This window comes from Shinella sp. WSD5-1, from assembly GCF_963942435.1.
In the GTDB taxonomy this organism is placed as follows: domain Bacteria; phylum Pseudomonadota; class Alphaproteobacteria; order Rhizobiales; family Rhizobiaceae; genus Shinella; species Shinella yambaruensis.
This window is the reverse complement of the sequence record NZ_OZ012596.1, coordinates 3,328,647-3,342,462: the sequence shown is the minus strand read 5'-3', so window position 1 is coordinate 3,342,462 and position 13,816 is coordinate 3,328,647. Positions and strand designations below refer to the sequence as shown.

General features: G+C 68.9%; 13 protein-coding genes. All 13 read left to right on the top strand.

Annotated elements, in window-relative coordinates; all coding sequences use genetic code 11:
* Window positions 1-41 precede the first annotated feature (41 nt).
* On the top strand, window positions 42-902 hold the full coding sequence (locus AABQ55_RS16455) for a carbohydrate ABC transporter permease (protein ID WP_272805771.1): 861 nt from the start codon (window positions 42-44) through the stop codon (window positions 900-902).
* Window positions 899-1,741 (top strand): carbohydrate ABC transporter permease, encoded by an 843-nt coding sequence (locus AABQ55_RS16450; RefSeq protein ID WP_272805770.1) that lies wholly within the window; start codon window positions 899-901, stop codon window positions 1,739-1,741. The genes AABQ55_RS16455 and AABQ55_RS16450 overlap by 4 nt, the downstream gene beginning before the upstream one ends.
* A gap of 4 nt (window positions 1,742-1,745) precedes the next feature.
* Window positions 1,746-2,795: a glycerol dehydrogenase gene (locus AABQ55_RS16445; protein WP_272805769.1), complete on the top strand. Its 1,050-nt coding sequence runs from the start codon at window positions 1,746-1,748 to the stop codon at window positions 2,793-2,795.
* A gap of 2 nt (window positions 2,796-2,797) precedes the next feature.
* A complete protein-coding gene (locus AABQ55_RS16440) occupies window positions 2,798-3,496 on the top strand; it encodes an SDR family NAD(P)-dependent oxidoreductase (protein ID WP_272805768.1) in 699 nt (232 codons plus the stop codon).
* A 4-nt stretch (window positions 3,497-3,500) separates the two neighbouring features.
* The gene (locus tag AABQ55_RS16435) at window positions 3,501-4,661 is read left to right on the top strand and encodes an iron-containing alcohol dehydrogenase (protein ID WP_272805767.1); all 1,161 of its coding nucleotides are present in this window, start codon (window positions 3,501-3,503) and stop codon (window positions 4,659-4,661) included.
* A gap of 119 nt (window positions 4,662-4,780) precedes the next feature.
* Complete coding sequence (locus tag AABQ55_RS16430; RefSeq protein WP_272805766.1) at window positions 4,781-5,173, top strand: hypothetical protein; 393 nt, start codon at window positions 4,781-4,783, stop codon at window positions 5,171-5,173.
* A 241-nt stretch (window positions 5,174-5,414) separates the two neighbouring features.
* On the top strand, window positions 5,415-5,945 hold the full coding sequence (locus tag AABQ55_RS16425; protein ID WP_272805765.1) for a YcnI family copper-binding membrane protein: 531 nt from the start codon (window positions 5,415-5,417) through the stop codon (window positions 5,943-5,945).
* A gap of 161 nt (window positions 5,946-6,106) precedes the next feature.
* A complete protein-coding gene (locus tag AABQ55_RS16420; RefSeq protein WP_272805764.1) occupies window positions 6,107-7,705 on the top strand; it encodes a copper resistance CopC/CopD family protein in 1,599 nt (532 codons plus the stop codon).
* Window positions 7,706-7,862: 157 nt separating this feature from the next.
* Complete coding sequence (locus AABQ55_RS16415) at window positions 7,863-10,013, top strand: TonB-dependent receptor family protein (protein WP_272805763.1); 2,151 nt, start codon at window positions 7,863-7,865, stop codon at window positions 10,011-10,013.
* Between the two features lie 16 nt (window positions 10,014-10,029).
* Window positions 10,030-11,013, top strand: a complete 984-nt coding sequence (locus AABQ55_RS16410; RefSeq protein ID WP_272805762.1) for an ABC transporter substrate-binding protein — start codon at window positions 10,030-10,032, stop codon at window positions 11,011-11,013.
* 4 nt (window positions 11,014-11,017) lie between these two features.
* Window positions 11,018-11,827 (top strand): ABC transporter permease, encoded by an 810-nt coding sequence (locus AABQ55_RS16405; protein ID WP_272805761.1) that lies wholly within the window; start codon window positions 11,018-11,020, stop codon window positions 11,825-11,827.
* A complete protein-coding gene (locus tag AABQ55_RS16400) occupies window positions 11,824-12,576 on the top strand; it encodes an ABC transporter ATP-binding protein (RefSeq protein ID WP_272805760.1) in 753 nt (250 codons plus the stop codon). The genes AABQ55_RS16405 and AABQ55_RS16400 overlap by 4 nt, the downstream gene beginning before the upstream one ends.
* On the top strand, window positions 12,573-13,766 hold the full coding sequence (locus AABQ55_RS16395; RefSeq protein WP_272805759.1) for an NnrS family protein: 1,194 nt from the start codon (window positions 12,573-12,575) through the stop codon (window positions 13,764-13,766). The genes AABQ55_RS16400 and AABQ55_RS16395 overlap by 4 nt, the downstream gene beginning before the upstream one ends.
* Window positions 13,767-13,816: the final 50 nt, after the last annotated feature.

Here is a 13,816-nt window from a genome sequence, read left to right as displayed (position 1 = left end):
GGCGCGCTCCTCCCCCGGCTTGTTCCCACAGGAGTTTTCGAATGACCCGCTGGCTGCTGCCCGGCTTTCTCGGCGTCGGGATCCTTGCGACCCTCTTGCTGATCGTCGGCCCCGCGTTGTACGCGGTATCCCTCAGCTTCTACGACATGCCGTCGCTGACGGCCGATCCGGTCTGGGTCGGTCTGGCGAAATACGCCGAGGTCCTGGCGAGCGCCGCGTTCTGGAACGCGCTGTGGAACGGCATCGTCTATGCCGGGCTCGCGATCGTGCTGCAGGTGGTGCTCGGCATCGGCTTCGCGCTGCTTTTGAACCAGAACTTCATCGGCCGGTCGCTGCTGCGCGGGCTCGCCTTCCTGCCCTATCTCCTGCCGACGGTCGTCGCCGTGCTGGTGTTCAAGTGGATGGTGGACGGTTCGCTCGGCATCGTGACGATCCTGATGGACGACTGGGGCCTGCCGCCGATCTACTGGTTCGAAACGGAAACGGCCTCGATGGTCTCCGTCATCCTGATCTCGGTCTGGCTGTGGACGCCCTTCGTCACCACGACGTTCCTCGCCGGCCTGCAGACGGTGCCGAGCCAGCTCTACGAAGCGGCGCGCGTTGATGGCGCCGGGCCGATCCGGCAGTTCTTCCACGTCACGCTGCCGTCGCTGCGGCCGATCCTGACGGTCATCATCCTGCTGCGCGGCGTGTGGATGTTCAACAAGTTCGACGTCGTCTGGCTGGCGACGGGCGGCGGCCCGCTGGGGGCGACGGAGCATCTGCCGGTCCTGTCCTACCGGGAGGCCTTCGCGCTCTACGACATCGGAAGCGGTGCGGCCATCGCGACGCTCTCCTTCTTCGTCCTCATGGTCGCCGTGGCGATCTACTTCCGCGTATTCCCGATGGAGCAAGGCAAATGAGCGGGCAAATCCGACCCCGGCGGATCGCCGGCCGCATGGGGCTCTACTTCGCGGCAATCGTGCTCGCCGTCTACAGCGCCTTCCCGATCTACTGGATGATCGTCTCCTCCCTGCGCCCCACACAGGAAATGCTGATGACCCCCTCGCTGGTGCCGCAGCGCTGGACGCTGGAATACTATACCAGCCTGCTGGCGCAGACCGACTACCCGCGGCAGTTCCTCAACAGCCTGATCGTCGCGGTGACCACGGTGGCGCTGACGATGGTCCTGTCGGTGATGATCGCCTATGGCGTCACGCGCCAGCGCATCCGCGGCAAGCAGATGATCATCGCCGGCATGCTCTATGCCTACATGTTCCCGCCGCTGCTGCTCGCCATCCCGCTCTATGCGATGTTCTCGGTCGTCGGGCTCAACGACACGCTGCTCTCGCTCGTCATCTCGCACCTGACGATCACCATGCCGCTCGGCGTCTGGTTCCTCTGGGGCTTCTTCAAGACCATGCCCTTCGAGCTGGAGGAGGCGGCGATGGTCGACGGCTGCACCCGGCTCGGCGCGTTCCTGCGGGTGGTGCTGCCGCTCTCGGTTCCTGGCCTTGTGACGGTCGCGATCTTCGCCTTCCTGCTGTCGTGGACGGACTATACCTTCGCGCTCGTCATGATCGGCTCGGACGCCAACAAGACCGTGCCGCTCGGCCTTGCCTCGATGATCGGCGCCTTCGACCTGCGCTGGGGCGACGTGATGGCGGGTTCGACGCTGATCGCCCTGCCGCTCTTCGCCGCCTTCCTGGCGCTGTCGCGCTACTTCGTCCAGGGCCTGACGGCCGGCGCCGTGAAAGGGTGATGCCATGACCATGCGTATCCTGGGGGCGCCGCTGCGCTATGTGCAGGGGCCGGGCGCCATCGACCGGCTGGCGGAAGAGGTTGCGATCGTCGGGGGCGGGCCGGTGGCCGTGGTCATCGATCCGGTTGCCCGCAACCTTCTCGGCGAACGCATCCTCCGCCAGCTGCCCGCTGCCCGCCTCATGGCGTTCGGCGGCGAATGCACCGCGGCGGAAATCGCCGCGCGCGCCGCGGAGACGGGCGATGCCCGGCTTCTCATCGGCGTCGGCGGCGGCAAGGCGATCGACACCGCGAAGGGGGCCGCGATCGAGCGCGGCCTGCCGGTCGCCATCGTGCCGACGATCGCCTCCAACGACAGCCCCACCAGCCATATCGCCGTCGTCTACACGCCGGACCACGCCGTCGAGGGCGTGCGCCGCATGAAGACCAATCCCGTGCTGGTGCTGGTCGACACTGCCGTCATCGCCGGGGCGCCGCGCCGGTTCCTGACCGCCGGCATCGGCGATGCGATGTCGAAGCCCTACGAGCTTGCGGGCGCGCTGGCCGGCGGCGGGCTCAACTTCTTCTCGGGCCGGCCGACGGAACTGACGCAAGCGATCGTCTCCCGCGCGCAGGAGATCCTTCTCGCCGACAGCGAGGCCGCCATGGCGGCAACGGCGCCCGACGAGGCTTTCGAGCGCGTCGTCGAGGCGGCAGTGCTCCTGAGTGGCCTCGCCTTTGAAAGCGGCGGCCTTTCCATTGCCCACGCCATGGTGCGCGGACTGTCGGTCATGCCGGCGCTGGGCGGTCTGCTGCATGGCGAAATGGTCGCGCTCGGCACGCTGACGCAGCTCGCCGCCGGGCAGGGCAGCGCGGAGGAGATCCGCGCGCTTGCCGGTTTCTTTCGCCGCATCGGCCTGCCCACCGGCTTCAAGGCATTCGGCATCACGGCAGAGGCCGATTTCCGGCGCATGGCCGAGATCGCGCTCGCCGCGCCCTATGCGCCGAACTACTACCGCAAGCTCGATGCCGGCGATCTCGTGCGCGCGATGCGGGCCCTCGACGAAAGGAACTGACGATGGGAGAGGCAAGGAACGTGGTGGTCACCGGCGGGGGGACAGGTATTGGACTGGCGACGACCCAGGTGCTCGTCGAGCGCGGCTGGCAGGTGACGGCTGCGGGCCTGGAACGGGAGGACGGCTTTCCCGATGCCGCCCGCTTCGTCGAATGCGACGTCACCGATGCGGCCTCGCTTGCCCGCGTCTTCGAGGGGTTGGAAACACTCGGCGGGCTCGTGACCTGCGCGGGAACCATCCAGTACGGCAGGGAATGGGAGGAAGCGGTTTTCGAGAAGGTCATGGCGGTGAACGTCACCGGCGTCCTTTCCTCCTGCACGGCGGCCCGCGACGCGCTCCAGCGCGGCGGCGGCGCGGTCGTCAACATCGCCTCGATGTGGAGCTGGTTCGGCAACCCGGTCGCACCCGCCTACGGCACCAGCAAGGGGGCCGTCGTGGCGCTGACGCGTTCGCTGGCCGTCGCCTGGGGTGCAAGTGGCATCCGCGTCAACGCGGTGGCGCCCGGCTGGGTGGAGACGCGTATTTCGGAAGGAGCGCGGGCCGATGCGGCGCGGCGCGCCCGGATCGACGCACGCATCCCCATCGGCCGCTGGGCCGCCACGGTGGAGATCGCCCGGGTCGTGGCGTTCCTCCTGTCGGAAGACGCCTCCTATATCCACGGCGCCATTGTGCCCGTCGACGGCGGCTATCTGGCGGCCTGATCCCATGCAGCCGTTCCAGTTCGACACCGTTGCGAGCCTTGCCGTCGAATGGGGCGGCGCGGCCCATATCGGCGAGAGGCTGGGTGCCTGGTTTACCGCGCGCAACCTCCTGCTCGTCACGGATGGCGGCCTCAGGGCCTCGGGCGTTCTGGACCCCGCGCTTGCCTCGCTTCAGGCGAGCGGCTTTACCGTCACCGTGTTCGACGCCGTCGTCGCCGACCCGCCCGAAAGCGTGCTTCTCGATTGCGTCGCGCGCGCCAGGGCCGCGCAGGTCGACATCGTGCTCGGCTTCGGCGGCGGCTCGTCCATGGACGTGGCCAAGCTCGCCGCCGTTCTCATCCGGTCCGGGCAAGGCCTTGCCAGCCTCTACGGCATCGGCAAGGTCGAGGGCGGGCGCCTGCCGCTCGTGCAGGTCCCGACCACGGCCGGCACGGGATCGGAGGTGACCAACATCACGATCCTGACAACGGGCGAGACGACGAAGATGGGCGTGGTCGCCGACCAGCTCTATGCCGACCGCGTGCTGCTCGACGGGGCGCTCACCTGCGGCCTGCCGCCGCTCCACACCGCCGCGACCGGCATCGACGCCATGGTGCATGCGATCGAAGCCTATACGTCGCGGCACAGGAAGAACCCCATATCCGATCTTCTCGCCTGCGAGGCGTTGCGGCTTCTCTCCACCCACCTGGTTGCCGCATGCCGCAACGGTAACGACCGCACGGCGCGCGAAGCGATGCTGCTCGGCGCGACGCTGGCCGGGCAGGCCTTCGCGAATGCGCCGGTGGCCGCGGTGCACGCCCTGGCCTATCCGCTCGGCGGCCGCTGCCACATCCCGCACGGCCTCGCCAATGCGCTCATGCTGGGGCCGGTGCTCGACTTCAACCTGAAGGCCGCGGCGCCACTCTACGCCCGGCTGGCCGCGCCGGCCGGGGCGGATCTTGCGGGCGCCGGGAGCGAGGAAGGCCTTGCCCGCCGTTTCCTTGCCCGGATGCTGGAACTGATGGATGCCTCCGGCGCGCCGCGCCGGCTGCGCGATGCCGGTGTGGCGGAAGACATGCTCCCGACGCTCGCGGCGGACGCCATGTTGCAGACCCGGCTCCTCGCAAACAATCCCGTGCCGCTGGAAGAGGCGGACGCGCTGGCCCTCTACCGCGCAGCCTACTAGCAAGCCCGGCGACTTTTCGCGCGGCTCATTGCTGCATCGCAAACTGTGCGACAATTCGGCAGGCGGAGAGCCTTTTCATCGCGCTGCCTGGTTGGTAAGCCTTGGCGCGAGAGGTTTCGATGAACACGCATCTGCAACAGTGCCGGATTGGAATGGTGGCCTTCGCCGTCGCCGTCCTGATGGCGTTGCAGGCGCTCCTCGGCCCCCTTGCCGTTGCAGCCGCCGCCGGCGCTTCGCCGGTCGATGCCTTCGGCAATCCGCTCTGCATCACCCATGCCGAGGAGCAGGAGCCGGCCTCCGCGCCGGGCAAGGAGCGTTCCCTCGCTCCCGATTGCTGCACGCTTGCCTGCGGCATGGCCGCGGCCTTCGTTCCGACCCACCGCTCTGTTCCCATCCTGTTCAATCCGCTTGCCCAGCCATCGCAGCGGATTCTCGATGGGTATGGCGACATCGTCCCCTCGGCGCACGACGCTCTCCCCGGACATCCGCGCGGCCCTCCCGCCATCGCCTGACCGCCGGGCCGGCACCCGCTGGCGACCGTGACGATGCGCCTGCCCGAGCCATATCGGCCAACGGGGCAGGGGGCGCCGCGAGGCTCCCGTTCTCCACGCACGCATGATGCGCACTGCCGTGCCTCCCGGCCTCCGTCCGTCCTGTCGTCGGCGCCCCGCCGGGCGCTTCGCGATCGCACCTTCCAATTTTTCTTCCATCAAACCTTGCCGGCAGGGATGACCGGCTTCATGGAGACTGACTATGCTGAAAAGAATGCTTGCAACCGTTGCCGTCCTTGCCATCGGTTCCGGAGCCGCCCTTGCCCATGTCTCGCTGCAATCGAAGGAGGCGCCGGTCGGTTCGACCTATCGCGCGATCCTCCAGGTGCCGCATGGCTGCGAAGGCAGGCCGACGAATGTGCTCCGCGTGCAGATCCCGGAGGGCGTGATCGCGGTCAAGCCGCAGCCGAAGGCCGGCTGGACGCTTGAAAAGATCAAGGGCGCCTATGCGAAATCCTACGACTACCACGGCACGCCGACCAGCGAAGGCGTGAAGGAAATCATATGGAGCGGCGGCAGCCTCGGCGATGACGAATATGACGAGTTCGTGCTGCGGGTCTATCTGACGAAGGACCTGAAGGCGGGCGAAACGCTGTATTTCCCCGTGGTGCAGGAGTGCCCGGACGGCATGGCCGAGCGCTGGATCGAGATTCCCGCCGAAGGCCAGTCGGCCGATGATCTCGAGCTTCCCGCGCCCGGCGTGAAGCTGGTCGAGGCCGCAAGCGGCCATTAAAGGCTGGTCCAGAAAGGGCATGACGCGGTCTTGCATGCAAGATTGCGGCGAAACAGGAGGCCGGGGTGTCTTTGCGATTTGAAGAACGGCGCAAACGCTCTGGCCCCGTGAAGGCCGGCGCCATCGGGGTGCCGGCCGCATCTGTCGTTCGGAGAGCGTTCGTGCGGGACCATCCTGGCCGAGCCTGTATCCAGGTATTCCTGGCCGGCATCCTCTGGTGCTGCCTCGCCGCGGCGGCGATGGCGCATGCCTCCCTGACGGGGTCGGTGCCGGCGGATGGCGCGGTCGTCGACACGCCGCCGCAAAGCCTCTCGCTGTCCTTCAGCGAGCCGGTTTCGCCGCTCGTGCTGCGGCTCGTCCTGCCGGATGGGCAGGCAAGGACGCTCGGGACTTTCGCGCTCCGCGACCGCGTGCTTGAGATCGTCCCGCCGGACGGCCTCGGCGCTGGCACCCATGTCCTTGTCTGGCGTGTCGTGTCCGAGGACGGGCATCCGGTTGCCGGATCCACGGTCTTTTCGATCGGCGCGCCGAGCAGCGCGCCGCCCGTCGCCGAAACGGCGGCCGACTGGCCGGTCAGGATCGCGCTGTGGCTTGCGCGGGTCGCGCTCTATGTCGGCCTCTTCTTCGGCATCGGCGGCCTCTTCGCTGTCCGCTGGCTGATCCCGGGCGGCGCGGATGGCCTGCGCGTCATAAGGGGGGCAACGCTGCTCGGCCTGGCGGCGGCCGTCCTCTCGCTGGGGTTTCAGGGACTGGATGCGCTCGGCGTCCCGCTGTCCGGCCTGATGGATCGAGCGGTATGGCAAGCCGGTCTCGCCACGCGTTTCGGCCTCACCGTCATCGTGCTTCTGGCGGCCTTCTGCCTGGCGGTGGTTGCCTGCTTGCGCGCGGCATTCGCCGGTCGTGCGGCGTCCCTTGCGTCTCTCCTCGCCGCAGGCGGGGCCCTGGCGTTGAGCGGCCATGCAAGTTCGGCCGCGCCGCAATGGCTGACGCAACCCGCCGTCTTCGTGCATGCGATCACGATCGCCGTCTGGATCGGCGCCCTCCTGCCGCTGGCCTATGCCGTGCGGCGGGGCGGCGATGCCGGCCGGCAGGCGCTTGACCGGTTTTCGCGCCTGATCCCGGCCTGCGTTGCCGCGCTGGCCCTTGCCGGCCTGCTGCTTGCCGTCGTTCAGGTCCAGGCATTCGGCGCGCTCTTTTCGACGGCCTACGGCGCCGTGCTTCTGGTGAAGATGGCGCTGCTTGCGGTCCTGTTTTCGCTCGTGGCTCTCAACCGCTGGGTTTTCACCCGGCCCGCCGCGCGCGGGGATCGCGGCGCGACGCGGCGGCTTGTCCGGTCGATCATCGTGGAGACCATGATCGTCCTTGCGGTTCTTGCCGTCGCCGCGGCCTGGCGGTTCACGCCGCCGCCGCGCGCACTGGCGCTCGCGGCGGCGCGGCCGGCCTCCATCCATATCCATTCGGACAAGGCGATGGCCGAGATCGCCCTCACGCCGGGTCGCGCCGGCCCGGTCCGGCTGTCCGCCGTCATCCTGTCGCCCGACTTCACGCCCCTCAGCCCGAAGGAGGTCACGTTCGTCCTCTCGAACCCGGAAGCGGGCATCGAGCCGATGCGCAGGCGGGCCGCGTTGCAGGGCGACGGAACCTGGCAGGCCGCGGACGTCATCCTTCCCCTGGCCGGGCGGTGGCGCGTGAGGATCGACATTCTCGTCAGCGATTTCGAGCTCGTGCGATTGCAGGAAACGGTTGAAATCGCGCCATAGATCGCGCTGGCGCTGCTTGAGCGCGCCTTGCGTAGCGCCGTCCTGCAATAACATGTGTGGAATACTCAAGTTTTGACTCTTGTTTGCGCCAGCGCAAAGAGCGGCGTTTCCCGGATGTGCAATTCCCATGGCAGGGCAATTGGCGAGCGGGGATATCATGGCGCGCATCGGTGGACTTGGTTTCGTGACGGCGGTTCTTCTGGCCGGGACGGCGACGGGGGCTTTGGCACAGTCGGCGACACCCGGCTCGACCACGGTTCTGGACGCCGTCGTGGTCGATGGCACAAGGTGGAGCGACACGGTCCAGAGGGCGCGCGAGCGCCTGGCGGCCATTCCCGGCGGGGTGGCGGCCATCGGCGGGGAGGAGCCGGCGGCACGGGCCGTGCCGACACTTTCCGAAGCGCTCGCCCTCGTTCCGGGCGTCGTCGTGCAGCGCTTCTTCGGCGGCAACGATCAGCCGCGGGTGCAGATCCGCGGCTCAGGCCTGCAGCAGAACCCGGTCGAGCGCGGCATCCTCGTCCTGCGGGACGGCCTGCCGATCAACCGCGCGGACGGCTCCTACATCGTCGGCCTCGCAAATCCCGGCCAGGCGAGCCTGATCGAGGTCTATCGCGGTTATACCGCCAACCGGCTCGGCGCGAGCGTGCTCGGCGGGGCGATCAACTTCGCCTCGCCGGTGGAGGCCGGAACGAGCGTTTCGGCGGGAGGCGGAAGTTTCGGCGCGGCAGAGGTTTCCGCCCGCACGGGCTTCGACAGCGACCGCTTCGCCGGCAGCTTCTCCATCGACAGCAGCCGCCGCGACGGCTTCCGCCGGCACAACGGCTCCCGCCGGACGAGCGTCGGCGGCACGATCGAGGCGGAGATTTCCGACAGCGTCACGACGCGCGCCTTCATCGGCTATACCGACCTCGGCTTCGACGTTTCCGGTCCCCTGACGCTGAGCGCGCTGAACGCCGACCCGACGCAGATCTCGCTCGGCCCGCCGACCAGCCTCGGCCCAAATGTCGAGCGCGACAGGCCGCGCCGCGAGGCCACCCAGTTCCTCATCGGCTCGCGCACCTCCATCGTGCTGGACGACCACCTGTTCGATATCGGGCTCGGCTACACCCATACCGAGGACATGTTCCGCTTCCCCGTGTCGAGCGGCGTGCGCCGCACGGAGGGCGGCGACGTGACCGGCCTCCTGCGCTATGCCTACCAGCCGGATGCGGATGCTGTCCTACCGCTCTTCGAAACGACGGCGCAGTATTCCATCGGCTCGGCCGAGCGGACCTACAACATCAATCGCGCCGGCGCCGACGGGCCGGCCTTCTCCCGGAACGATCTCGACGCCAAGACCCTGTCGCTCACGGCCGGCCTCAATGTGCCGGTCGGCGATGCGGTGACGCTGTCGCCCTCGCTGTCCTACACCTATGCGACGCGCGGAAACGACGATCTCTGGGGCACGGCGACCCGCCCGTGGCTGGGCTTCACGCCCGGCGGGCCGGTCCTGTCGAGAATTCCGGCGGTCGATACGAGCTATGACCGCAGCTATAGCGGCTGGTCGCCGGCGCTGGCCGCAAGCTGGCGGCCCGACGAAAGCAACCTGCTGTTCGCCGCGATCAGCCGCAGTTTCGAGCCGCCGACCCATGACGACCTGCTCGGCACCATGGGCGGCACGCCCAACAGCTCGGCGACCGGCTTCTCCACGCCGAACCTCGACGCCCAGACCGCGACCACCGTCGAGATCGGCTGGCGGGGCAGCTACGAGACGTGGAACGTCGATGCTGTCGCCTACTATTCCTGGGTGGACGACGAGCTTCTCAGCCTGCGCGACAGCAGCGGTTCGCTGCTGGCCGCCGTCAATGCCGACCGGACGATCCATGCGGGACTGGAGCTCGGCGTCTCCGGCGAGATCGTGCAGGCGCTCACGGGCCGGCTTGCCTATACGTTCCAGGACTTCCGCTTCGACGACGATCCGGTGCGCGGCGACAATCGCCTCGCCGGCGCGCCCCGCCATGTCGTCCACCTCGCGCTGCAATATGCGGTGACGGAGGACTGGGATATCGGCGCGGCCCTGCAATGGGTCCCGGCAAAGACGCCCGTCGACAACATGAACACGCTCTACGCCGATCCCTATGCGGTCGTCGACCTCAAGACCGAATACCGCATCAGCGAGGCCTTCAGCCTTTACGGCGCCGTCACCAACCTCTTCGACAAGACCTATGCCTCCTCCACCCTGGTCCTCGACCAGGCGGGCCCCGGGCAGGCGGTCTACCTGCCGGGCGATGGCCGCGGCTTCTACGCCGGTATCAAGGCGCGTTTCTGACGAAAGGACGATGGACATGACCCTTCCCACCCGCCGTGACGTTCTTGCCGGCCTCTCCGCGCTCGCGGTCACGACGCTGGCGGCGCCCGCGATCCTCAGGGCCGCTGCGCCGCTGACGCTCTACGGTCCGCCGGCCGCGCCCTCCGCCGTCCTTGCCCATGCGGTCAAGGGCGGCTTCCTGAAGGACGTCGCGCCCTTGGCGGTCTTCCGCGCCTGGAAGACGCCGGACGAGATGCGCGCCGCCGTCGCCTCCGGCTCCATGGGCGCCGTGGTGATGCCGAGCTATGCCGCCGCCAACCTGCACAACCGGGGCCTCGGCATCGGGCTCCTCGATGTGCTGACCACCGGCCTCCTCTACGTGGTCTCGAAGGACGAGAGCCTGAAGACGGTCGCCGGGCTCAAGGGCAGGACGCTCGCCCTGCCGTTCAAGAACGACATGCCGGATTTCGTGATGGCGCGGCTTCTGGCGCAGGCGGGGCTGGGAGAGGGCGACGTGACGCTCGAATATACCGCCTCGTCGCCCGAGGCGGTGCAACTGCTCCTGACCGGCCGCGTCGATGCCGCTCTCCTCAGCGAACCAGCGGCGACCGGCGTCATCATCAAGGCGAAATCGCTCTTCATGACCGTCTACCGCGCCATCGACGTCCAGGCGGAATGGCAGGCCGTCGCGGGCACGTCGGAGATCCCGCAGGCCGGGCTCGCGCTGACGACCGAGGTGCAGCAGGCGCTCGGAAAGGAAGGCGCCCGCGCCCTGCAGGCGGCGATCGAGGCCGCGCTCGCCGATGCGCTGGCCGATCCCGAGGCCGCGGCGAATGCCGTCGCGGACGCGCTCGGCTTCCCGCCGGAGATCATCGCTGCGTCCTTCCCGACCAGCCACCTGAGCGCGATCCCCGCGAGCGCGGCGAGGAAGACCCTCGAAAGCTTCTACGGCGTGCTGGCCAAGGCCAATCCGGCGATCATCGGCGGCAAGCTGCCGGGCGACGGGTTCTATCTGGTGTGATGCGATGAGCCATGTTCTCGCCGGCCTCGGCTGGACGGGGCGCTATCTGTGGGCCGGATGGGCGGGCCTTGCCGGCATCTTCTGTTTCCTCGCCGTCTGGCAGGCCGGGCATGAGATCTACGGCTCCTTCATCCTGCCGTCGCCGGCGGAAACGGCCGCAGCCATCGGCGCGCTCGCCACGCGGCCGGATTTCTGGACGATCCTGTCGCAGAGCGCCGGCCGGGCGCTTTCGGGCTTCGCGCTCGCCGCCGTGACCGGCACGGCGGCCGGCCTCGTCGCCGGCTATTCCTTCGCCGCCATGCGGCTGATGAAGCCGGTGGTCACGGTCATGCTGGGCGTGCCGCCGATCGGCTGGATCGTGCTGGCACTGATCTGGTTCGGCTCGTCCGGCGGCACGGCCGTCATGACGGTGGTCATCGCCTCCGCGCCACTCTCCTTCGCGGGCGCGCTCGAAGGCGTCGCCAAGCGCGACCGGCAGCTCGACATCATGGCCCAGTCCTTCGGCGCCTCATGGGCCTACCGGCTGCACACGATCACCCTGCCGCACGTGCTCTCCTATCTCTTCCCTGCCTGGACGACGACGGCCGGCAGCGCCTGGAAGGTCACGGTGATGGCGGAACTCCTCTCCAATTCCGGCGGCATCGGCGGCGAGCTGGCGACGGCACGCGCGCTTTTCGACATCCCGCTCGTCACGGCCTGGCTGGCGATCACCGTCATCCTCGCGCTCGCCACCGACTATGGCGTGCTGCATGTGGTGCGCGAGGCCGCGGAGCGCTGGCGCAGCGCCGGCCTTCCCTGGGGCGTGAAGCGATGAGGCAAAGCCCCGCGCTCACCTTCTCCCGCGTCGGGCACGCCTTTCTCGGGCGCAGCCTCTTCGAGGATTTCGACCTTTGCATCGGCAAGGGCGAGGCCGTGGCGCTGCTCGGCCCGTCCGGCAGCGGCAAGACGACCCTCCTGCAGATCGCCGCCGGCATCGTCGAGCCGGTCAAGGGGCGGGTCGTGCGCGGATACCGCCGCCAGGCGGTGGTGTTCCAGGAGCCGCGCCTGCTGCCGTGGATGACGCTGACGGACAATATCGCCTACGGCCTTGCCGCAAGGGGCGAGGGGAAGGCGGCGCGCCGCAGGACGGCGGAGCGCCTCGCGCTCTCCGTCGGCCTGGAAGAGGCGGACTTCACAAAATACCCCGCGGAGCTTTCCGGCGGCATGCGGCAGCGGGCGAACGTGGCGCGGGCGCTCGCCGTCGATCCCGACATGCTGTTCCTCGACGAACCGTTCAGCGCGACGGATGTCGGCCTGCGCCGCCATCTTCAGGACCTCCTGATCGCCGCCGCCCGCAGCCGTGGCTTCTCCGTGCTGCTGGTGACGCACGATCTTGCCGAAGCGGTCCGCGTGGCCGATCGCATCGCGGTTCTCTCGGGCCGGGACGGACGCATCGCCGCGAGCCGCGCGCTTGCCGGCCGGCCGGGCGAACGCTCCGAACGGGCGATCTTCGAGCAGGTGGAGGCATGGTCGCGCGACCCCGTCTTCGGTGAGCTCTTCTCGGCGACGGAGCGGGCGCGATGAGGGAGCGGCCGATCCTTGCCGAAGCGCTGCGGCTGTTCTTTCCCCTGGCCGCCGCCCATGGCGCGCTGCTGCCGTTCCTCTGGGTGGTCTTGGGCGGCTACGAGCTGCCCTTTTCCTCCGACATCCCGTCCTCGCAGTGGCATGCGCATGAAATGATCTTCGGCACCTACGGCATGGCGCTCGCCGGCTTCCTCGGCTCGGCCGTGCCGGAATGGACCGATACAGGCCCGCCACGGGGCAGGGCGTTGCTTTGCCTTGCCGCCCTCTGGCTGCCGGCGCGCCTGGTCGGCGCGGTGGGGGCGGATGCGCTGAGCCCCGTGGCCGCCGTCTTCGACCTTGCCTTCCTGGTCGCGCTTTCCGCCCTGATCGGCCGGGCGATGCTGGAGCGCCGCACGACGAAGCATCTCGCCTTCCTGTTCTGGCTGCTTTCCTTCGCCGCGGTGGCGGCGGGCGTGCACTATGGCTGGTTCGTCGGCGATGTCGCGCTCTCCGCCCGCCTGCTGGAAACGGCGCTCTGCATCTTCATCGTGCTGTTTTCGCTGTCCGCCTCGCGCATCAATGTCGTGGTGATCAACCTTGCGCTGGATCCGACCGGCGAGACGACGCCCTACAGGCCGCATCCCGGGCGGCGCCATGCGGCCGCGGCGATGACGGTGCTCTACATGGCCTCGGCCCTGATCTTTCCGGAAAGCGGCGTTTCGGCCTGGCTGGCGCTGGCGGCGGGCGCCGCGTTCCTCGACCGGCTGGCGGAATGGTTCATCGGCCGCCCCGCCTTCAGGACCGAGGTGGTCATGCTCGCCCTCGGCAATGCCTTTGCCGGCGCCGGTTTCCTGGCGCTCGGCGCAACGCGGCTCGGCCTCGACCTTCCCCCTGCCGCCGGCCTGCACATGCTGTCGGTCGGGGCACTCGGCTGCGCGGTGATGGCCGTGCTGGTCATCGCCGGCCTGCGGCATACCGGCCGCGATCTCCTGCACCTGCCATGGCAGGCCCACGGGGCGGCCTTGCTGATGGTCGCCGCCGCGTTCGTCCGCGTCCTTCCCGAATTCGCCTTCGCCGCCGGCCTTGCGCCCCTGCACCATGCCATCAGCGCGCTGCTGTGGGCGGCCAGCTTCGGCGTCTGGCTTCACGGTTTCTTGCCGATGCTGGCCGCGCCGGGCGTCGGCCAGGACGGCGCCTGCAACGGTGCGTGACGGGTTTTGGCCGGAATGGCGATCCGTTGCGCCCATGGCCGCGGAGCGCA

Bases quoted from the DNA above. Each gene is read 5' to 3' on its own strand.
- AABQ55_RS16455 (WP_272805771.1), top strand. From the start codon at position 42: ATGACCCGCTGGCTGCTGCCCGGCTTTCTCGGCGTCGGGATCCTTGCG.
- AABQ55_RS16450 (WP_272805770.1), top strand. From the start codon at position 899: ATGAGCGGGCAAATCCGACCCCGGCGGATCGCCGGCCGCATGGGGCTC.
- AABQ55_RS16445 (WP_272805769.1), top strand. From the start codon at position 1,746: ATGACCATGCGTATCCTGGGGGCGCCGCTGCGCTATGTGCAGGGGCCG.
- AABQ55_RS16440 (WP_272805768.1), top strand. From the start codon at position 2,798: ATGGGAGAGGCAAGGAACGTGGTGGTCACCGGCGGGGGGACAGGTATT.
- AABQ55_RS16435 (WP_272805767.1), top strand. From the start codon at position 3,501: ATGCAGCCGTTCCAGTTCGACACCGTTGCGAGCCTTGCCGTCGAATGG.
- AABQ55_RS16430 (WP_272805766.1), top strand. From the start codon at position 4,781: ATGAACACGCATCTGCAACAGTGCCGGATTGGAATGGTGGCCTTCGCC.
- AABQ55_RS16425 (WP_272805765.1), top strand. From the start codon at position 5,415: ATGCTGAAAAGAATGCTTGCAACCGTTGCCGTCCTTGCCATCGGTTCC.
- AABQ55_RS16415 (WP_272805763.1), top strand. From the start codon at position 7,863: ATGGCGCGCATCGGTGGACTTGGTTTCGTGACGGCGGTTCTTCTGGCC.
- AABQ55_RS16410 (WP_272805762.1), top strand. From the start codon at position 10,030: ATGACCCTTCCCACCCGCCGTGACGTTCTTGCCGGCCTCTCCGCGCTC.
- AABQ55_RS16405 (WP_272805761.1), top strand. From the start codon at position 11,018: ATGAGCCATGTTCTCGCCGGCCTCGGCTGGACGGGGCGCTATCTGTGG.
- AABQ55_RS16400 (WP_272805760.1), top strand. From the start codon at position 11,824: ATGAGGCAAAGCCCCGCGCTCACCTTCTCCCGCGTCGGGCACGCCTTT.
- AABQ55_RS16395 (WP_272805759.1), top strand. From the start codon at position 12,573: ATGAGGGAGCGGCCGATCCTTGCCGAAGCGCTGCGGCTGTTCTTTCCC.